We start from the raw sequence: 20,390 nt of genomic DNA, 5'->3' as shown, positions 1-20,390 counted from the left end.
GAGTGAGACGGTGCGTTAATCCTTCTGATCGCGCAGTACATTGCCCGAGGCGCCGTCGATGCGGAACTCGTAGACAATGCCGTCAGCCTTGCGCCCTTCGCCTTCCCAGTAGCCGTCATTGTCGGCGCCGATCTCATAGACTTCGACATAGCCGGCCTTGGTCTTGGCGACCTCGATGGCTTTTTCGATGGTGATCCAGCCTGCGCCCGGCTTATCCGCCAGAGCGGCACCGGCGCTGAGCAGACCGGCAGTGGCAATCAGGGCTGCGAATGTCTTTTTGATCATTTTTTCACTCCATTTATGGATAGTAGGCAGTTGCTTCCTGTTTTTTTGGGCGCCACAGGGAAAAATAAGTTCCGCGTTGATGGGTAAATGCCATGACGGATGTTCTCGGCAGCCTGCCGGCGAGGTTAGAATGAGCGAAATCAGGACGAGTCAATGACCCAAGACACTCTCTCGGAAGCCGAATACGATGCGATCACCGATGCCGCCGCGCACTGGTGCATGCGTCTGCACGCCGCTGACTGCACGGACGAGGAGCGTCGCGCATTTGAGTCCTGGCACGCTGCACATCCTTTGCATGCCTTCGAATACGAAGCCATGCAAGAAATCTGGGAAGTCGCCGGAGATCTGCCTCGAACCGAGCCCGAGGCACTCGCCGCGCAACGCAAGCCTTCGCGTTCGTGGCGCAAGTTCGCGGTCATTGCTGGCGCCTGCGCCCTCGCCTTGCCACTCGCGGCTTACAGCGGCTGGAGTCTGGGCTGGGTGCCCAACAGTTATCAGCATTACGCCGCCACCGACAGTGTGCGTCAGATCACCCTGAGTGACGGCAGCCAGCTCGAACTCAACCTGCACACCGACCTGAGCTTCAGCAATTACAAACATGAACGTCGCGTCACCCTGAACAAGGGCGAGGCGTTTTTTAATGTCAGCCATGACGCGTCTCATCCGTTCGTGGTTCGCGCCGGCGACGGCAAGATCCGCGTGACCGGTACGCGGTTCAATGTGTGGATGTACGAAGATCAGGTGCGGGTCAATCTGATCGAAGGTTCGGTGCTGGTCAGCAGCAATCGCGACTTGCCTGGCGACGGTCTGCGCCTCAGTCCCTCGATGCAGGCGCGCTACCGGCATGGCGATTACGCGCCGCAAATCAGTCAGACCTACCCTGGCGATACTTCGCTGGCCTGGCGCAGCGGCCGATTGGTGCTCGACAACCTTGCGCTGCACGACGCCCTGCCGCTGATCAACCGTTACCTCGACAAGCCGTTGATGCTGGCCGACACCAATACCGGCGCGATCCGCGTGGGCGGCGTCTACAACATCAAAGAGATGAACCACCTCGCCAACAGCCTGCCGAAAGTGCTGCCGGTCTATTTGACGCGCAACAAGGAAGGCAACCCGGTAATCAATTCGATGCCGCAACGCCCGCCGAAAAGCTGAAGGCCGCGTCCCTTGCGGGAAGCGGCCTTCGTTTGTTTCGAGCTGTGACTGTTTTACTGCGCTGCCACCTTCCCTGCCTGATCCTGCTTGATCGTCTGCACCTGATATTGCGGATCCGCCTGGATCTGCTGTTCGGTGAACGGCAGGACACTCCACTGTTTCTTCGAAAACGCTTCAGTCTGATCCCGCGAGTATTTCGACATCGGATCACTGGATAACGAGAACGCCAGCAGCCCTTGGGCGTGCGGGCCTTTTTCATCGAAGCTCACCACTTGCAGATAGCTGGTGCCGCCGATGACTTCAAGTTTGCCATCATCACGGGGCACGCTCTGCATGGCGTTGTAGATGCCGAGCGTACCCCGCCCGCCGTGAATCGGCGTTTGCTGGCTGCCACTGCTGACCACTTGGATATCGCCCCAGCGCGAATCCGGCTTCAAGGCCATTTTGTCAGTCGCCGCGATAGAGGCGAGCATTGCTTCACGCAGCGCCTTGGCGACGGCCGGTTGCTCGACCGCCAAGCCACGCGGGGTGTTTTGTGGATCTGCCGGATTGAACGCGACACGCCAAATGTCCGGTGACTCGAGCAGCGTCGCCTGCATGATATTCTGGAAGTGCACCAGACCAAGCCCCGAGTCCAGATTGGCGCGCCCATCCCAGGCTTCAAGGCTGGCACAGGCAGGTTTCAATGCCGCCGTATCGCTGCCCAGGTCGGATCCGCAGAACTTAAGCAGATCCGGCATGACCTGCGACGCCAGATACACCTGATTGTCCATGACCATGTCCTGCAGATTCTTGACGGTCAGCGGGCCTTTTTTGTCCAGCTCACTCAAGCGATTCAAAGCGAACCGCGAGCGCATGCCCAGCGGCCGTCCGTCACGACTGATCAGCGGCGAATAGCCGGTGAGCGGTTGCGCGGGGTTGGCCAGCCAAGCGGAATCGTTGGAATGCTGTACGAAGTCCTTGCGCAACAGCTGCGGTAATTGGCTGGCAGCAAAAATACCCTTTTGCGCCGCTTGAGGATCGATATCCCAGGCACAGGCGCTATTGGATCCATCCAGCACAATCATGCGCAAAGCAATGCTCGGGTCGCTGCACTTGGCCAGTTTGGCGGCGCTGACGTTCGGCACCGCTGACAGGTTCATGTACAAGGCCTGGCCCTTGTCATCCACCGCCAGGGTGTTGACCCAGGGAATGCCCTGTATCTTGTGCACCGAGTCCTGCAGCTCCTTTAGATTACTGGCCCGGTTCATCGCATACCACTGCCCGAGCAGCCGATCATTGTCGAGGTTGGCATCGCGCAAGCTGTAGGCGTACTGCTTGTCCCAGTCGAGCTTGCCCGGCCATTGGACAATCGGGCCGAATTGCGAACTGTAAACGTCGCGCTTAACCGCTACGACTTGGTCATCAGACTGCTTGACCTGCACAGTGACCGTCTGCTTGCTCAATGGCAGCGACTTGCCGTCGAGCAGGTAACGGGTCGAATCCTTCGGATCGAGTTGCAGACGATAGAGCGTGAAGTGTTTCGACGAATCGACCGTGTGGGTCCAGGCAAGATGCTGGTTGAAGCCGATATTGATCATCGGCAGACCCGGCAAAGCGGCGCCCATGACATCGAGTTTTCCGGGGATCGTCAGGTGCATCTGATAGAACCGCAGACCGCCTATCCAAGGGTAATGTGGGTTAGCCAGCAGCATGCCACGACCGTTGAACGAGCGCTCACTGCCGACCGCCACCGCGTTACTGCCACGATCCAGAGCGAAACGCTGTTGACGTGCATCGGCCAATTGGTAGGCCCGGGCGTCTTGTTTGACCTGCGCGGTGGCTTCCGGAGGAGCGGCGCCGGCCAGCGCCTCGACGAACTGGCCCAGCCCGCCTTCCACCATCAGACGCCGCGTCAGCTTGACCAGATCCTCAGCGCTGATATCTCGCACCCATTCACCCTGACATTGCTGCGGCAATCCTTGCTGACGGCGTTCGGCCAGATAGCTGTTGTAGCCGGCGGCATAGCCTTCAACCAGGTCGCGCACCTGGGGCGACTGCGCCTGCCAGAAGGATTTGACTGCCTCGGGGGTATTGAGCCAAGTGAAAAACACGTCACTGACGCGGTTTTCCCGTTGCTCGACCGTGAACTGCTCCGGACCGAAGTAGCGGGAGCGCTCACCGTTGACCGTGACGACCTCGTTGGCCAGCAGGCACAGATTGTCTTGGGCGTAGGCGTAGCCGATGCCGAAACCCAGGCCACGTTCGTTTTCGGCACGGATGTGCGGTACGCCAAAGGTGGTGCGGCGGATCTCCGCGCTGGTCTGTGCAGCCGGACCTAGTGCATGGGCCGAGAAGCACAGCCCGAATAAGCTGGCGGCGAGGGCCAGCCCGGTGAGTTGCCTGGAAATAATCACGCTCGCTCCTGATCGAAAGGTCAATTACCCACGCGTCCACGCGACATGAGCCTGTCGAATAGACGATGCTGAAGGAAAAAATTTAATGCGCCGCGCAACGAGATTAGTCGTCATCACGCGCCCAGGACGAATTAGCGACGAAATTTCTACATCTTTTCTTTCATGATTTGTCGTGCTGAAACGTCTTGTTTAGAGAGCGCAACAAAACCTTTCCCGATCTGGCTCTGAAAAGGAGTAATCGCATGTACAACTCGCAACTACCAACGGACGGTAGCCAGACGCCACAGGGCGTTTCCATGAGTTCGCACTCTGGCAATTTCACCCAGCGCGGCGAGCGTCCGGGCAATGAGCGTATTCGCGTGCTACTGAAGAGTTTCGGCCTGCGCACCAGCCTGATTCGCCTGAAAGTCATCGACGCGCTGCTCGTGGCGGCACAGAGCAATCGTCGCCTGGGCGTACGTGGCGTACATAGCCAGTTGCTCGATCTGGACGTGCCGCTGTCGTTTCTCAGCGTGCGAGAAGTGCTTAAACGCTTGTGCGCCGAAGGCGTGATCACCTTCAACGCCGACAAGAGTTACAGCCTGCATCCACAGGCTGCGGCGGTCCTCAACCACGAATGAGGCTCGCCTTCAGGGCTTGACCTTGCGGCGCATCACGCCGTTGATGATGACCACCACGACCGCCACGCCGATTGCCACGTACTGGAAAGTCTTCTCGGTGATCATGCCGGCATTCTGCAGCCAGGACAGGCCCAGCATGATCGCCAGTACCGACAGAGCGATCAGAATCGAATAAATCAAGCGTTGCTTCTGGGTCATTGCGGTTTCCTGAAACATTGAAATGTAGCCGGTTGCGCGCCGAGCGTTTCCCGGATGAGGGGGATGCGCCGGGGCAAACGGGTGCTCATGTTACCGCCCCTGAGGTTTTTTGGCTGCATGGGCACCCAACCCTGAGACATGCCCGCCCTCCCTGATCCAGCGCAAACAATGCCCGCACTGACGCGGGCATCGTTGTTTTCGCCGCAATGGCAACCAGGTAAACAGCTTTCGCGCCGCGCCAATCCTTTAAACATGTCGTAAGTTTTTGAAATCTGCTGACGCAGCAAACGGCTAGGTCGGCTGTGCGTCTGCGCCTAGGCTCTGCGAACTTCCTATAACTCATAAACAGGGATGTTCATGCAGAGAACACTTATCAATATCGGCCCCAGACAGGTTGCGGGTTTCTGTCTGGCGCTGACCGCTTTCGAACTGCTCACTTACATGGCCAGCGATGTGATCATGCCAGCGATGCTGGATGTCACCACCGACCTCGACGCGGACGTACGGCATGTTCCCCATGCCTTCAACCTGTATCTGTTGGGTGGCGTGTGCCTGCAATGGTTACTCGGCCCGTTGTCCGATCAATACGGCCGACGACCACTGTTGTTATCGGGCAGCGCGCTGTTCGGATTGTCGTGCGCGGCAGCTTTTTTCACCGACAGTATCGAAGCGTTCAACCTGTTGCGGCTGTTGCAAGGCATGGGTCTGGGGTTTGTCGTCGCAGTCAGCTATCCGGCGCTACAGGAGGTGTTCTGTGAAGCGGACGCCGTCAGGCTGATGGCGTTGCTCGGCAATGTTGCGTTGTTATCGCCGCTGCTCGGGCCGCTACTGGGGATCCTGTTGCTGGAATGGCTGAGCTGGCGAGAAATCTTTCTGCTGCTGGGATTCACGGCAGCGCTGGTCTGGCTCGGTCTGTTGCTGTGGATGCCGGAAACCGTAGGCGTCGAGCGCCGCGATGGTCATCGAACACCCCGTGTGCCCTTCTCCTGGCGTTGCACTTCACGGCGCTATGGCGCCCTGCTGGGCAATCCGCGTTTTCTCTGCGCCAGTCTGGCGCTGGGCCTGATGAGTCTGCCCCTGATCACATGGATAGGCCTGGCACCGTTGCTGCTGGTGCGGGTGCTGGAACTGCCGCCGCTGGAATATGGCCTGTGGCAGATTCCGGTTTTCTCAGCGGTGATTGCCGGCAATCTGATTCTCGACCGTTTGCTGCGGACTCATTCGCTGACGCAATTGATTCAACTGGCGCTCTGGCCTTTCTGTCTGGGCCTTCTGTTTCTGGCCGCGTGCGCATTGCTCGGTGCGGGGCTTGGACCGGTGGTGGCGAGTCTGTCGCTGTACGCCGTCGGGCTGGGTATGAGCAACGCGGCGGTGTATCGCCTGGCACTGTTTGCCAGTGACGACAGCAAAGGCCTGGTGTCGGCGCTGACCGGCATGATCTCGATCGCCGTCATGGGACTTGGCGGTTCGCTGATTGCGGCCATCGGTGGCGGCAGCCGTCTTGAATACTTCGCTCTCTGGGCCGCATTCGGCGGGCTGATGTGCCTGCCCATGGCTTACCGGCTCCTGCAAACCACCACAGCTGATGTGGCCTCGCCTCAGTAAGGAACACTGATGACTCACCTACCCTATGCCGACGCGCTGTGCGCGTTGAAGCAACCCTATTGCGCGGATTCAGCCGCGCCCGGTCTGTTTGATCGGGCGATGACTGAAATCAGCCGCTTTCACTGCGATCACACCCCGGGTTACGCCCATTGGCTCAACGCCCATGGGCTGGCACCGCAAGACCTCGACAGTCTTGATGACTGGTCACGTCTGCCGCCGATCTTTGCCAGTTTCTTCAAGCAACACCTGCTGCTCAGCAGCACCGGCGCAGACGCCCTGGAACTGACCTCGTCGGGCACCAGCGGACAGAAAAGCCGGATGCGTTACGACGAACGCAGCCTGGCGCGGGCGCAGTTCATGGTTGCGCAGATCTTTCGCCATTACGGTTGGGACACTCCGGATACGCCGTGCAACTACTTGCTGCTGAGCTACGAACCCGAGGGTCACATTACGCTCGGCACTTCGTTTACCGACCAGTTTCTCTGTTGGTTTGCCCCGGTGAATCGCGTGGTTTACGCCTTGCGCAACACCGGTAGCGGCCATCAGTTCGACGTATTCGGTGTCATCGCCGCATTGCAGTCATTCGCTGAAGAAGGTTTGCCGGTACGGATTTTCGGCTTCCCGGCGTTTCTCTGGCAGACCCTGCAACGCATGCAGGCTAGCGCTGTGCAGGATGTGCAATTGCCCGCCGGTTCGCTGGCCTTTTTTGGCGGCGGCTGGAAAACCCAGGCTGCGCAGGAAATTCCTAAACAACAGTTTTATGCCCATATCCATCGGCAACTGGGCATCGAACCCGCCCGCTGCCGCGACGGTTACGGCGCTGTCGAACACGCCGTGCCTTACATCGAATGCGCCCGTCACCGCTTTCATGTGCCGGTGTATTCGCGGGTGCTGATTCGCGATCCGGCGGATTTTTCCCTGCTGCCCTATGGCCAACAAGGCCTGCTCGGCTTCGTCTCGCCTTACATCTCATCCAGCCCGGCGCATGCCATGGTCATGAGCGACCTTGCCACGCTGCACCCGGGCGCAAGTTGCGGCTGTGCATTGACCAGCGACTGGTTCGAACTGCACGGCCGCGCCGGCACCACGGCCGGCAGAAGCTGCGCGATGGCCGCCGCCGAATTACTGGGAAGTCACTGAAATGTATTTGATCAATGGACAACTGCACGACATTTACAGCCTCGACCAAGCGCTGCAAGACCTGCAACACAAGTTGCCCCAGCGCTTGGCGACGTCACTAGACAGCAGCACGGTCATCACGGCGATCACTGTTTTTGCCCAGCTGCTGCGTGACTCGCGCATGGATCCGCCCCTCGACAGCGAACAACGGCAGGCCTTGATCGATTTCTGCCAACCTGAAGCCTTGACGATCAAACGCCAGCGCGAACTCGGCATCGCTGCCGACTCCCTGCGCCGTATCGATTATCGCCTGCCGCGCTTCGAAGCCTGGCGCCCGCTCGGGCTGGTGGTGCACATCACCCCGGCCAACGCGCCGCTGCTGGCCTTTTGCGCGGTGGTGGAAAGTCTGCTCGCCGGCAACGTCAACTGGTTGCGCCCCAGCCGCAGCGATCAAGGTATGACGGCGCGACTGTTGCGGGCGTTGGTGAACTGCGATGCGAGCGGACAACTGGCCGGCCACGTGGCGGTGGTTCCAGCGAACACCGAGCAGATCGGCCGATTATGCAAATCTGCCAATGGTGTCGCGGCGTGGGGTGGCGAAGCGGCCTTGCAAGCCATTCGGCAACAGCTGGTGCCGGGTTGTCGCTGGATCGATTGGGGGCACCGCATCAGCTTCGTCTATCTCACCCCGGAATCGTCTACGCCAGAGGCGCTTGATGCCGTCGCCGACGAAGTTTGCCGACTGGATCAGCAGGCCTGCTCCAGCCCGCAATGGCTGTTGGTGGACAGCGACGACACGCAAGTCTTGCGCGATATCGGTGAACGCCTGGCGCAGGCCCTGCAACGACGCGCCGCACAGTGGCCGGCACTGGTGCCGACACGCCAGGAAGCTGCGCAAATTACCACGCACACGCAGATGGCCCGCCTCGGTCAGAGTTTTGCCGGTCACACCGGGCAAGTGTGGAATGGCCCGGGCTGGCGGGTGATCTGGAGCCATGATCGGCAACTCGCACCTTCGCCGCTGTTTCGCAGCGTATTGCTGCACCCGGTGCCGCAGGCGCTGCTGCCCGCCACTCTGCTGCCGTGGCGCAACGTCCTGCAAAGCTGTGCGCTGGTATGCGCACAACCGCAAATTGTCGAGCTTACCCATGCGTTGATCGCTGCCGGAGTCACGCGGATCGCACCGATCGGCAACATTCACGACGGGTACGAGGGCGAACCCCATGATGGCGTCTATGCGCTGCAACGTTTGAGTCGACGGGTATCGGTGAGTCTGGCGGCCACGCAACTGCCGAATCAGGCCAGTCTCGATCCAGCGCCATCAGCGGCGACGCCGTGCGCTGCGATCATGGACAAAGAAGCCTTCGTCGCCCAGCCCATCAACGATCAGGCGCAGTTGTATTTCCGCTCCGGAGGCAGCAGCGGCACCCCTGCTCTGGCCGGCTACAGCTATCGCGACTTTGATCGGCAGATGCGCGCGACCGCTGATGGCCTGTTCGCTGCCGGTCTGGATCCAGCACAAGACCGAGTCATGAACCTGTTCTTCTGTGGCGGGCTGTACGGCGGCTTTCTCAGCTTCAGCAAAGCGCTGGAACTGCTCGAGGTGACGCACCTGCCCATGGCCGCACCTGCTGATGACGATTATCGGGAGATTGCCCAATTGATCATCGACCAACGGGTCAACGTGCTGGTCGGTATGCCCGGCACCCTGCATCGTCTGTTTCTCAATGAACAGGAGCGTCTGCGTGCTTATGCCGGAGTCGAAAAGGTCTTTCTCGGTGGCGAGCACCTGAGCGAGCAGAACCGTGAATTGCTGCGCAGTTGTGGCGTCTCGACCATTCGCTCGGCGATTTACGGCAGCGTCGACGCCGGTCCGCTTGGGCATGCCTGCGAGGATTCGGCGGATGGGGTTTTCCATCTGATGAGCGAAATCCAGCAGTTGGAGATTGTCGCGTTCGATGAGGATGTGCCGGTGATCGACGATCAGGTGGGCCGGCTGCTGGTCACCTCGCTCGCCCGCAAGGGTGGTCAGCGCGTGCAGCGTTATGAGATTGGCGACAGCGGACGCTGGCTCCCGTGCGTCTGCGCCTGCGGGCTGAAGTCGCCCCGCTTTGAACAGTTGCAACGCCACGGCAAGTTGTTGCGTATCGGCACCGACTTCATTTCCCTGAGCGAATTGGCGTCACGGCTGCAAGTGCCGTTTCAGTTGCATCTGGACCACAGCGCCGAGGGCGTCGAGCGCATGCAACTGCATTGCGAACTAACAGCCGCCACCGTTGAAACACGTCTCGCCGATTACCTGACCCTGACGACCATCATCGACAGCGGATTGCTGGTGCTGCAGATCGAGCAATGCTCGCCCGAACACTTCGCTCGAAACAAACACAGCGGCAAGACGCCGCTGGTCATTGACTCCCGCCGCTGACGCTTGCCGTGAGCTGGCTCATTCGAATCAAGAAGAACACACCGTGAAAACAACCGACTCGATTAGCGAATTAACGGGTTTCGCCCGTGAGCATTCGCCCTACTACAAGAACAGTCTCGCCAACATCCCCGAGGCGATAAGTTCACTGTGCGAATTGCCACTGCTTGATCCGGCAGACTTCTGGAAAGACAGCGCGGATCTGATGCAATGGCCGGTTCTGACGGCCTCCATTGCCCACGCCCTGGTGTTCAAGACCGGTGGATCAACCGGCGGCGGCAGGCTCTCCGTGTACGCCCGCACGGAATGGCAACGCACAGTGGAAGCTTTCGGCCGCAGTCTGAGCGAGCAATTCAGCCCCGGCGACCGTGTCGCCAATCTGTTCTTCGCTGGCGACCTCTACGCCAGTTTTCTGTTTATCCACGATTCACTGGCCCATGCTGGAACAGCTGTTACCGAGTTTCCGTTTACCGGTGAGGTCGATCCGCCGAAGTTGGCCGATGCCATCGAACAGCATCGAATCAATGTACTGGCTGGCGTGCCCGCGCAATTACTGACCTTCGCCAGTTGGCTCAAACAACGCGGCCTTACGTTGCCCCTGGTTGATAGCGTGCTTTATGGAGGGGAGAGCCTGTTTGCCTCACAACGCCAGTTCCTTGAGCAAGTGCTGCCCAACGCGCGCATTGCCTCGATCGGCTACGCCAGCGTCGATGGCGGATTCATTGGCGCCAGTCATCCTGACTGCATCGAAGGAGAACATCGCACACCCGACGGTCACGTCCTGTTGGAGATTGTCGATCAGCACAGCGGCGCAACGATCGAGGCCTGCAATCAAACCGGTCTGCTCGTATTGACCAATCTGCATCGCCGCTTGATGCCGCTGATCCGCTATCCCGTCGGAGATCTTGCGTGCTGGCGCGAACCGTCGGGCACTGCACGACGCAAATTCGCCCTGAGAGGACGCAGCGGCAATAGCCAGCGTGTGCGGGTCGGCATTCTGTCGCTGATGACCGATGAAATCAGCGAAAGCGTACGGAGCATCACTGGCAGCGACGATTGGCAATTGCTGATCGAACAAGCCAATAGCGCAGATGTGTTGACGTTGAAATACGCAGTCATCGAACGATCGGCGCTCATCGACGAGAAACTTGAGGCCCGCTTGATCGAACTGTACCCGCCGATCGCGCAACTGCGGGCTGAGCGGTTATTGGAGCTGCGCATCCAGAGTTGCCGGTTCGAGGATTTGGCGCGCCATCCTCGCGCAGGGAAAAGCCTGCGGATCGTCGACTTGCGCTGCTATGGCCCGGACGAGAGGGAGGTGCGTGATGGAGTCGTTGATTCTGCGCAATTACCGTGACACCGACGCCAAGGCCGTCAGCCAGCTGTTTCGAGAGGTCTACGGTGATCATTACGTGCAAACCGACGTTTACATGCCCTGCCTGATCAATCAGAACCACGCCGACAAACGCTGGCATTCACTGGTTGCAGTGGAGGGTGAGCGGGTTCTTGGCCATGCCACTTTGTATCGGCAGAGCGAAAGCTCGCACGATGCCGAACTGGCCTTGAGCGTCGTACATCCCGATACCCGTGGAAAGAACATTGCCACGCGGCTGGGCGGACAACTGCTGACTCATGCGCAGGCGTTGGGTTGTCGCAGCGTCTCGATCAAACAGGTCACCCATCACCCTTACACCCAACGCATGGCTATCAACCTCGGTTTTCACAACACTGGATTGTTGCCGGACTATGTCCGCTCACCCTTTGGTTGTAAAAAACCCGAGTCGATCGTGTTGGGTGTACGTGCTATCGATGGCTATCAACGGCCATTGCCAGAACAGGCATGGCCAGCCAGTTGCCGCCCCTTGATGGAGCGTCTGAGCGCTGTGTTCGGCGTCGGAGCTGATGCAGGACGCTGGCGCGGAGCTTCGGTTCAGGTCCAGCAGCACGGCAGCCGCCATGAAATGTGGCTGGAAAAACTCAATCCGGAACTGCTCGACCAGTTGCGATCACTGCCCGGGCATTGGCTGGTTTCGATTCGTCTACAGCTTTCGCGACAGTTTGCCGTGGATCTGCACAGTCTGAATGCCATCGGTTTTGCTTTCACCGGCCTGGCGCCTGCACAGGACAATCGAGGGGGATGGCTCGCGCTGTTTCATCGTGGCTACCGCACGCGCAGGCTGACATTGCATTGTCCGCACATGCAGCAGTTGCATGACCACGCACAACGTCCCATCACTCGGCAAGCCGTGCCGGCGGCGTAAACAGCATGAGCCCGCACACGGATGAGCGGGCATCATCAGCAGACGTTACGCCTTTGCCTTCAGGCCTTTGTCGGACGGAACTGCCGCATTGCCTTCGCCATAGGTCTTGAGATTCTGCAGGACGTAAATGGCTTTCTTGAATTCGGGGATCAGGCTCTTGCCGTAGTAATTGCCATTGAGACTGTTGGTCTGGATGGCATCGAGCTGAGTGGCGAAATATTCCAGCGCGTTGAACTTCGCCTCCGGGTCTTTCTGCACGCCGAAGCGGTCGAATTTGTCGCCGGCATTGAGCAAAGTGATCGAGGTGATCTCGGAAATCAGGCCGCGCCCGCGCAGGAATTCGCTGAGGTTGCCCAACTGCTTGACGGAAACGTTGGCCGGGTCGAAGCCCTTGATCTGCTTGCGCAAACCCTGCTTATCCATCTCCGCGACATTCAGTGCATTCGGATCGTTGCCGACCAGCGTCAGCATCTGCTGCACTTTGACGCTCTGCGAAACCTGCTTTTTCGCGCCGGTATCACGGACCATAACGCCCGCCTTGCTTTCCCAGGCGCCGGTATAACCGATCGTCATGCGAGGATTCCTTGTGCGATGAGCATGAAATGTCCTTGTTCCAACCAATTGAATGGGCGCGAGTATCGGCCGATGCGCCTGATCGCACCAAGTCTTTTGTGCGCTTTTTTACAAATCTCGTACATTCGTGACACAAGCCTGCATCCCGTAAACATTGGTTCAGAGCCGTCATCTTGATGTAACAAACGTGGCGATCCGGGGGTTTGTACCCATCCCGATACCAACCGGTCATCGCCCAGCGTTGTTTCGGCGCGCAAGCACCTAAAGCTTCGGCCCGCAACGACGATACGCTGTGATACCCGCCCTGTTTTATTCCTGCCCTCCAACAAAAAAGCCGCTCAAGGATCAGTTCCATGCCCGCACTGCGCACTATTCAGGCTCGCTACACGCTGTTTCTGATTCTGTTCATCCTGCTGTTGTCCGTACTGACCGTGGTCGGCATCAGCCAACTGGTGGCACCGACCCTGCGCGATACCGAAGAGAAGGTCGTGCTCAACCGCATCGCCGAAGTCGCCGTGCAGATTCAGGGCGAACTGAACAAGGTCCAGGCGCAGCAACGCAGCATCACCCAGACCATCCCACTGCTAGACAGCGCCGCCATCGACACGGTGTTGCCAGGGCTGGTGGATCAGTACGGCGAGCTGAAAGTCTTCGGCGGCGGCATCTGGCCGTTACCGGGCCAGCGTGAAGCCGGGCGCAACAAATTCAGCACTTTCTGGCACCGTGACGCCTCTGGCCAACTCAAGGTCAATACGTTCTGGAACAGCGATGCGGCGCCCAACTATTACGACCAGAGCTGGCACAAGGGCGGCATGGCCACTCCGCGCGGCCAGTGCGCGTGGGCCGCTGCCTATAAAGACGACGCCAGTGCCGAGCCGCGCACCAACTGCGCCATGGCGATCTACAAGAACGGCAGCGCCTGGGGCGTTTCGACCATCGACGTGACCCTGGGCTTCTTCAACGACCTGGTGGCGCGCAAGGAAAAAGACCTCAACGCCGAAATGCTCATCGTCGAGGCGGACGGCAAGATCATCAGCAACAGCTCGCGCATCAGCGGCCCGATCGTGCTGAAGAACATCAGCGAACTGGCGGCCAGCTCAACCTTCATCAATCAGATCAAGACCGGCCTGCAGAGTCGCGATACAGCGCAACGCGTCGAGTTCGATAACAACGGTGAAGACGCCACCTTCTTCATGCGCCCTATCGAGGGCACACCGTGGTTCCTCGCCACCGCCCTGCCGACCAAGATGCTCACTGCCCAGCGCGATGACGTGCTCCATAGCCTCAGCCTGATCCAGATTCCGCTGGTGATCCTGCTGGTGCTGTTGCAGGTTTACGCGATTCGCAAACTGGTGCTGCGCATGAAAGCGCTGAAGGCCAACATTGACTCGCTGTCCAGCGGTGACGCCGACCTGACCCGCCGCATCACCATTCGCGCCGAAGACGAACTGGGCGCCATCGGTCACTCGGTCAACACCTTCATCGCCTATCTGCAGAACATGATCGGCGAAGTCACCCAAGCCACCGGCGCCATGGCTTCCAGCCTCGACAACCTGCAGCGCACCTCGGCACATACCGGCCAGATTCTGCTGCGTCACGCTTCGGAAACCGATCAGACCGTCACCGCCATCAACGAAATGAGCTCGACTGCTGAAAGCGTCGCGCAAAACGCCGCTGAAACCGCTGCATTCACCCAACGCGCCAATGAGAACGCAGACCGCTCGCGCGTCGTGGTGGGTGAAGCGACCAACAGCGTGGTCGCGCTGATCGACGAAGTGGCCAGCGCTACACACAAAGTTGAAAACATGCAGCAGGACGCCCAGCGCATCACCGAAATCCTCGGGGTCATCGGCGCAATTGCCGGCCAGACCAACCTGCTCGCCCTCAACGCCGCGATTGAGGCGGCCCGGGCCGGTGAACAGGGGCGCGGCTTTGCGGTGGTGGCGGATGAAGTCCGCGCCCTCGCCGCCCGCACTCAGGCCAGTACCTCGGAAATCAACGAAATGTTGACCCGTCTGACCCAAGGCGTGAGTTCGTCGGTCAGCGCCATGGAAAACACCCAGGCCAGTTGCCAGTCCGCTGCTGACGCCACCGCCCGAGTCAACTCGGGGCTGGACGAAATGGCCGGTTCGGTCAGCCACATCAACAGCCTCAGCACGCAGATCGCCACCGCCGCCGAACAGCAAAGCGCAGTGACCGAAGAGATCAACCGCAGCATGGTGCAGATTCGCCACATGGTCGATGAACTGGTGCAGAGCGGCCAGGCCAGCGAGCTCAATACCCGCCAGTTGCTCGAAGCCAATAGCCGCGTGAGCGCGATCATGGGGCGGTTCAAGGTCAGTTGAGCCAACCGCGACCACGGGGATTTGGCCTTTACGCCAATCCCCTGTGGGAGCGAGCCTGCTCGCGAAAGCGATTTTTCAGTCACTGTATCTGCGGCTGGTCAACCGCATTCGCGAGCAGGCTCGCTCCCACATTGGTTCGGCTGTCTTGTAGCAACTGGAAACACTCAGTTGATGCCGGGATGGAAAAACCGGTCAAAATGCGTTCTTGCTGACCTTCACCGAGTCGAGAGCCCATTCCCATGCGAAGCCAACTGCGTCTGCTCGCCCTGAGCGCCCTGTTCATCTCCTCCCTGGCGCAAGCCGCCGAACTGATCCCGATCGAAGTGCACCGCGATGCCAATTGCGGCTGCTGCAAAAAGTGGATCAGCCATCTCGAAGCCAATGGCTTCAAAGTCGAAGATCACGTCGAAAGCGACATGAGCAGCTTTAAACAGCAGCACGGCGTACCACCGCGTCTGGCGTCCTGCCACACCGCGATCATCAATGGCAAATTCGTTGAAGGTCATGTGCCGGCCGATCAGGTGCTTGCGTTGAGCAAGCGCGACGATCTGCTGGGTGTGGCAGCGCCAGGCATGCCGATGGGCTCGCCGGGCATGGAAATGGACGGCATGAGCGATGCGTACCAAGTGATCGGTCTGAAGAAGGACGGCGCCGACGTGGTGGTGGCGGACTACCCGGCCCGTTGATGGGTGCGGCTTACTTCGGTCTGTTCTTTGCTGCGTTCGGTGCGGCAACGTTGTTGCCGTTGCAATCAGAGGCGCTGCTGGTCGGTTTGATCGTTAGCGAGCGTTACTGGCTGTGGGGTTTGCTTGCGGTGGCGACGCTGGGCAACGTACTCGGCTCGCTGGTCAACTGGTGGCTGGGCCGTGGCATCGAGCGCTTTCAGGATCGACGCTGGTTCCCGGTCAGTCCGCGGCATATGGCCAAGGCGCGCAAGCACTATGAGCGTTATGGGCATTGGTCGCTGCTGCTCAGTTGGCTGCCGGTGATCGGCGATCCGCTGACCTTGATTGCCGGCGTCATGCGCGAACCGCTCGGGCGCTTTCTGTTGATCGTCACCCTTGCCAAAGGCGCGCGCTATGGCGTGCTGGCCTTGCTGACACTGGGCTGGCTAGGTTGAACCAACCCTCAGTGTGATTGCCTTTGTTTAACGTCGGCGTAATCCCCGCCTTCCAGAGTCGGCCAATTTTCAAGGAGTTTGTGCCAATGTCCGTCACGCTTTCCCGCTGGCTGCCCGGCCTCGTCCTCAGCGCTGCCCTGCCATTAATGGCGCACGCGGCCACTGAAACCGCCCCCGCCGAAGGGCCTGCCTATGGCCCGGAGCTGCAAGGTTTCCAATACCCCTACACGCTTAAACACTTCGCCTTCGAATCCCAAGGCCAGAAGCTGCAAATGGGCTACATGGACGTCGCCGCCAATGGCAAGGCCAACGGCCGCACCGTGGTGCTCATGCACGGCAAGAATTTCTGCGCAGCGACCTGGGACAGTTCGATCAAAGCCCTGAGCGACGCCGGCTACCGCGTGATTGCGCCGGATCAGATCGGTTTCTGTACGTCCAGCAAACCTGCGCACTATCAATACAGCTTCCAGCAACTGGCCACCAACACCCAGCAATTGCTCAAGGCGTTGGGCATTCAGAAAGCCACCCTGCTCGGCCACTCCACCGGCGGCATGCTCGCTACCCGTTATGCGCTGCTGTTCCCTGAGCAGGTCGATCAACTGGCAATGGTCAACCCGATCGGTCTGGAAGACTGGAAAGCCCTCGGCGTTCCGTATCGCACCGTCGATCAATGGTATCAGCGTGAGTTGAAGGTCACGGCCAAGGGCATTCGCGACTATGAGCGCACCACCTATTACGACGGCCGCTGGAAGCCGGAATTCGATCGTTGGGTCGACATGCTCGCCGGCCTGAGCAACGGTCCGGGCAAGACCCAGGTTGCATGGAACTCGGCGCTGATCTACGACATGATCTTCACCCAGCCGGTGTACTACGAGTTTAAAGACCTGAAGATGCCGACCCTGTTGCTGATCGGCACCTCCGACACCACCGCCATCGGCAAGGACCTCGCGCCGCCGGAAGTGAAAGCCAAAATCGGTCATTACGAGGTGCTTGGCAAACAGGTCGCCAAGCTGATTCCGCAGTCGACGCTGATTGAATTCCCGGGCATGGGTCATGCGCCGCAAATGGAAGAACCGGAGAAATTCCATCAGACGCTGCTTGGCTGGCTGGGCAAGACTCCTTCCGCTCCTTGATGAGGCAAGCCGATGACGGTGCAGATTGCAGTGATCGATGACTGGCAAGACGTGGCCCGCGACGTGGTCGACTGGTCCGCGCTCGAGGGCATCGGTGAAGTAACCTTTGTGCATGATTACCCGGCCGACAACGCCACACTGGCCGAGCGCCTTGGCAAGTACGAGGTGATCTGCGTCATGCGCGAACGCACGCGCTTCGACGCCGATTTGCTCGGGCGCTTGCCCAATCTGAAGTTGCTGGTCACCGGCGGCATGCGCAATGCGGCGCTGGACATGCCGGCCGCTGCAGCGCTGGGCATCAAGGTCTGCGGCACCGATAGCTACAAACACGCCGCGCCGGAACTGACCTGGGCGCTGATCATGGCGGCCACCCGTGATCTGGTGAAGGAAGCCAATGCCCTGCGGGCCGGCCAGTGGCAGCAGGGCCTCGGCGGCGATCTGCACGGCAAGACGCTGGGTATTCTCGGTTTGGGCAGCATCGGCCAGCGGGTCGCGCAATTCGGTCAGGTGTTCGGCATGCGGGTGATCGCCTGGAGCGAAAACCTCACCGCCGAACGCGCTGAACAGGCCGGCGTGACGTACGTCAGCAAGCAGCAACTGTTCGAACAGGCGGACGTGCTGTCGGTGCATCTGGTGCTCAGCGAACGCAGTCGCGGTCTGGTCGATGCCCAGGCGCTGGACTGGATGAAACCGAGCGCGCTGCTGGTCAACACCGCTCGCGGGCCGATCGTCGATGAAGCGGCGTTGATCAAGGCGCTACAGAAACGGCGCATTGCCGGGGCGGCGCTGGATGTGTTCGAGCAAGAGCCTTTGCCGGCCCTGCACCCGTTTCGCACGCTGGACAATGTCCTCGCCACGCCGCATGTGGGGTATGTCAGTCGGCAGAATTACGAGCAGTTCTTCCGGCAGATGATCGAGGATATTCAGGGTTGGGCAGCTGGGGAGCCGGTGCGTCTGTTGAACTGAGTCCATCACTTTAAAGTTGAGTTGCTTCAACCGCCCTCTTCGCGAGCAGGCTCGCTCCCACAGGTTGTACGCGGTCCAATGTGGGAGCGAGCCTGCTCGCGAAGAAGTCATCTCAGATACCACTCTGCAATACGCTCGCACCACAACGGTGCAACTCGCCCATCCCCTAGCACAAAACCGTGACTGCCCAGTCACTGTTTTGGCACACTCCGACCGAAAAACATGCCCTTCGTCGGAGCGTTTTCCCTACTGAACCCTCGCTAACATCCCGACACAACCGATTGTCGAACAATTTACCCATTTGCCCTAACCCGCTCTAGGATCTGGCCTAGACTGATTTTTCAGTGGCCAAACCACTCGGTCATACCGACGAAAAAAAGTCGAAACTTTTGCTTCACGCCACAGGTCATCAGAACAACTGGGCGAAAGCGACTGGTGTAATCCTTGCAACGGCCTCACCACCCATTCTGCTTGCGCGTGTTGGGTCAGCACTTGCTCACCGATGCGTGGCGCCTTTGCGCCCGGCCACAGGACTTGGCCACGAAACAGCTTGTTCGAGACAAGAATCAGATCACACACGGGAGATACATATGATCAGTGCGGCATTGGATATTCAGGGAGAGCGTGCTCACCAGTCGCTTGGAGAATCGAGCACCATCAGTGTTCCCGGCAGCCGACAGATCAACGTACCCGGCACCAAGACGCTTGCTCCGGTAGCAAGCCAGAATCCCAACAAGAAAAAAGTGTTGTTCGTGACTTCGGAAATCGCCGATCTGGTCAAGACCGGCGGCCTCGGTGACGTCTCTGCCGCCCTGCCTCGGGCCATGGCCCACTTGCATGACGTGCGGGTGTTGATTCCCGGTTATCCGCAGGTGGTGCACAGCGAAAACCCGATTCACATCATCGGCGAGCTGGGTGGCCACGCCGCGCTGCCACCTTGCAAGATCGGGCGCATGGACATGCCCGATGGCCTGGTGATCTACGTGTTGATCTGCCCTGAACTCTACGAGCGTGAAGGCGGCCCTTACGGCGCCAACAACGGTCGCGACTGGCCGGACAACCATATCCGCTTCGCCCGTCTCGGCCTGGCCGCTGCCGACATCGCCGCCAATCTTGCGCAAATCCACTGGCGCCCGGATCTGGTGCACGCCCATGACTGGCCGGCTGGCCTCGCGCCCGCTTACATGCACTGGCGCGGGCAGCGCACGCCAACGCTGTTCACCATTCACAACCTCGCCTACCAGGGCGTGACGAGCCTTGGTTCCTGCCCGGAGCTGGGGATTCCCACCCATGCCCTGCAACAGGAAGGCATGGAGTTCTACGGCAAGATGTCGTTCCTCAAGGCCGGCATGGCATATTCGAGCCATATCACCACGGTCAGCGCGACGTATGCGCAGGAAATCACCACGCCTGATTTTGGTTGCGGCCTCGACGGTTTCCTTGCCGCCAAGACCCAGCAAGGCCTGCTCAGCGGCATCCCGAACGGCATCGACGAGAGCTGGGATTCGGCGACCGACCCGCACCTGTTTGCCCCGTTCGCCATCGGCGACTGGGAAGGCAAAGCGGTCAATGCCGCCCATGTCCGTGAGCTGTTCGGCCTGAATGACTCTACCGGTCCGCTGTTCGCCGTGGTTTCGCGACTGGTGTATCAGAAAGGTCTCGACCTCACCGAAGCGGTGTCCGAGTTCATCGTGCAGAACGGTGGTCAGATCGCGATCATCGGTCGCGGCGAGCCGGAGGAAGAGCAAGCCATGCGTGAACTGGCGCTGCGTTTCCCAGGCCAGATCGGCGTGCGGATCGGCTTCAACGAAACCGATGCCCGACGCATGTTCGCCGGCAGCGATTTCCTCTTGATGCCGTCGCGCTACGAGCCTTGCGGCTTGAGCCAGATGTACGCCCAGCGTTTCGGCTCGCTGCCGGTCGCGCGCAACACCGGCGGCCTGGCCGACACCATTGAAAACGGCGTCACCGGTTTCCTCTTCGATGAGTCCACCGTTGATAGCTACAAGGAAGCCCTGAGCCGCGCGTTCAAGGTTTTCGCCTTTCCGGAACTGCTCAACGCCATGCGCTGCCGTGCCATGGCCGCACCGTTCAACTGGAGCAAAGCGGTTGAACCGTACGCCGAACTTTACGAACAACTGGTCGCCAAGGCGTTGGGTAAAGCCAGCCACAAATAACCAGGGAGTTGCAGA

The 20,390-nt window shown here is 59.7% G+C and carries 17 protein-coding genes; 13 read left to right on the top strand and 4 right to left on the bottom strand.

Annotated elements, in window-relative coordinates:
- Nucleotides 1–15 precede the first annotated feature (15 nt).
- Nucleotides 16–285 carry a PepSY domain-containing protein gene (locus FEE99_RS17765; RefSeq protein ID WP_041480965.1) on the bottom strand — a complete coding sequence of 90 codons (270 nt, stop codon included), beginning with the start codon at nucleotides 283–285 and terminating at the stop codon, nucleotides 16–18.
- Between the two features lie 153 nt (nucleotides 286–438).
- Between FEE99_RS17765 and FEE99_RS17760 the strand changes: the two genes are divergently transcribed.
- Entirely contained in the window at nucleotides 439–1,440 is a 1,002-nt protein-coding gene (locus FEE99_RS17760) for a FecR family protein (protein WP_041480966.1), read from the top strand.
- Between the two features lie 53 nt (nucleotides 1,441–1,493).
- On the opposite strand, the gene pvdQ is transcribed toward FEE99_RS17760, so the two are convergent.
- Complete coding sequence (pvdQ, locus tag FEE99_RS17755) at nucleotides 1,494–3,836, bottom strand: bifunctional acylase PvdQ (RefSeq protein WP_041480967.1); 2,343 nt, start codon at nucleotides 3,834–3,836, stop codon at nucleotides 1,494–1,496.
- A gap of 242 nt (nucleotides 3,837–4,078) precedes the next feature.
- On the opposite strand from pvdQ, the gene FEE99_RS17750 reads away from it, so the two are divergent.
- Nucleotides 4,079–4,456 (top strand): fe2+ zn2+ uptake regulation protein, encoded by a 378-nt coding sequence (locus FEE99_RS17750; RefSeq protein WP_041480968.1) that lies wholly within the window; start codon nucleotides 4,079–4,081, stop codon nucleotides 4,454–4,456.
- A 9-nt stretch (nucleotides 4,457–4,465) separates the two neighbouring features.
- Here FEE99_RS17750 and FEE99_RS17745 read toward each other — a convergent pair whose 3' ends face one another.
- Complete coding sequence (locus FEE99_RS17745) at nucleotides 4,466–4,654, bottom strand: hypothetical protein (RefSeq protein WP_041480969.1); 189 nt, start codon at nucleotides 4,652–4,654, stop codon at nucleotides 4,466–4,468.
- Nucleotides 4,655–5,011: 357 nt separating this feature from the next.
- Here FEE99_RS17745 and FEE99_RS17740 point away from each other — a divergent pair, with 357 nt between their 5' ends.
- From FEE99_RS17740 to FEE99_RS17720, 5 genes are read left to right on the top strand one after another with little or no spacing between them, the layout of a single operon-like run.
- Nucleotides 5,012–6,259: an MdfA family multidrug efflux MFS transporter gene (locus FEE99_RS17740; RefSeq protein ID WP_041481086.1), complete on the top strand. Its 1,248-nt coding sequence runs from the start codon at nucleotides 5,012–5,014 to the stop codon at nucleotides 6,257–6,259.
- Nucleotides 6,260–6,268: 9 nt separating this feature from the next.
- The gene (locus FEE99_RS17735) at nucleotides 6,269–7,399 is read left to right on the top strand and encodes a LuxE/PaaK family acyltransferase (protein WP_041480970.1); all 1,131 of its coding nucleotides are present in this window, start codon (nucleotides 6,269–6,271) and stop codon (nucleotides 7,397–7,399) included.
- A gap of 1 nt (nucleotide 7,400) precedes the next feature.
- Nucleotides 7,401–9,803, top strand: coding sequence for an aldehyde dehydrogenase family protein (locus tag FEE99_RS17730; RefSeq protein WP_041480971.1), 2,403 nt, complete (start codon nucleotides 7,401–7,403; stop codon nucleotides 9,801–9,803).
- Between the two features lie 43 nt (nucleotides 9,804–9,846).
- Nucleotides 9,847–11,157: a phenylacetate--CoA ligase family protein gene (locus FEE99_RS17725; protein ID WP_041480972.1), complete on the top strand. Its 1,311-nt coding sequence runs from the start codon at nucleotides 9,847–9,849 to the stop codon at nucleotides 11,155–11,157.
- On the top strand, nucleotides 11,126–12,061 hold the full coding sequence (locus tag FEE99_RS17720; RefSeq protein ID WP_041480973.1) for a GNAT family N-acetyltransferase: 936 nt from the start codon (nucleotides 11,126–11,128) through the stop codon (nucleotides 12,059–12,061). Before FEE99_RS17725 ends, FEE99_RS17720 begins: the two co-directional genes overlap by 32 nt.
- A 45-nt stretch (nucleotides 12,062–12,106) precedes the next feature.
- On the opposite strand, the gene FEE99_RS17715 is transcribed toward FEE99_RS17720, so the two are convergent.
- Nucleotides 12,107–12,634 carry a hypothetical protein gene (locus FEE99_RS17715; protein WP_024012886.1) on the bottom strand — a complete coding sequence of 176 codons (528 nt, stop codon included), beginning with the start codon at nucleotides 12,632–12,634 and terminating at the stop codon, nucleotides 12,107–12,109.
- A 353-nt stretch (nucleotides 12,635–12,987) separates the two neighbouring features.
- On the opposite strand from FEE99_RS17715, the gene FEE99_RS17710 reads away from it, so the two are divergent.
- The 6 genes from FEE99_RS17710 (at nucleotide 12,988) to glgA (ending at nucleotide 20,375) form a co-directional block, all read left to right on the top strand.
- On the top strand, nucleotides 12,988–14,979 hold the full coding sequence (locus FEE99_RS17710; protein WP_041480974.1) for a methyl-accepting chemotaxis protein: 1,992 nt from the start codon (nucleotides 12,988–12,990) through the stop codon (nucleotides 14,977–14,979).
- Nucleotides 14,980–15,218: 239 nt separating this feature from the next.
- Nucleotides 15,219–15,665 carry a DUF411 domain-containing protein gene (locus tag FEE99_RS17705; protein ID WP_041480975.1) on the top strand — a complete coding sequence of 149 codons (447 nt, stop codon included), beginning with the start codon at nucleotides 15,219–15,221 and terminating at the stop codon, nucleotides 15,663–15,665.
- Nucleotides 15,665–16,099, top strand: coding sequence for a YqaA family protein (locus FEE99_RS17700; RefSeq protein WP_041480976.1), 435 nt, complete (start codon nucleotides 15,665–15,667; stop codon nucleotides 16,097–16,099). The genes FEE99_RS17705 and FEE99_RS17700 overlap by 1 nt, the downstream gene beginning before the upstream one ends.
- An 86-nt stretch (nucleotides 16,100–16,185) precedes the next feature.
- Complete coding sequence (locus tag FEE99_RS17695) at nucleotides 16,186–17,232, top strand: alpha/beta fold hydrolase (RefSeq protein WP_041480977.1); 1,047 nt, start codon at nucleotides 16,186–16,188, stop codon at nucleotides 17,230–17,232.
- 12 nt (nucleotides 17,233–17,244) lie between these two features.
- Nucleotides 17,245–18,198, top strand: a complete 954-nt coding sequence (locus FEE99_RS17690) for a D-2-hydroxyacid dehydrogenase family protein (protein ID WP_041480978.1) — start codon at nucleotides 17,245–17,247, stop codon at nucleotides 18,196–18,198.
- Nucleotides 18,199–18,788: 590 nt separating this feature from the next.
- Complete coding sequence (glgA, locus tag FEE99_RS17685) at nucleotides 18,789–20,375, top strand: glycogen synthase GlgA (RefSeq protein WP_016774645.1); 1,587 nt, start codon at nucleotides 18,789–18,791, stop codon at nucleotides 20,373–20,375.
- Nucleotides 20,376–20,390: the final 15 nt, after the last annotated feature.

It is taken from the genome of Pseudomonas sp. ef1, assembly GCF_007293365.2.
Classification (GTDB): Bacteria; Pseudomonadota; Gammaproteobacteria; order Pseudomonadales; family Pseudomonadaceae; genus Aquipseudomonas; species Aquipseudomonas siliginis.
Note: the sequence above shows the minus strand (reverse complement) of the source record. Positions and strands in the feature narration are given on the sequence as shown.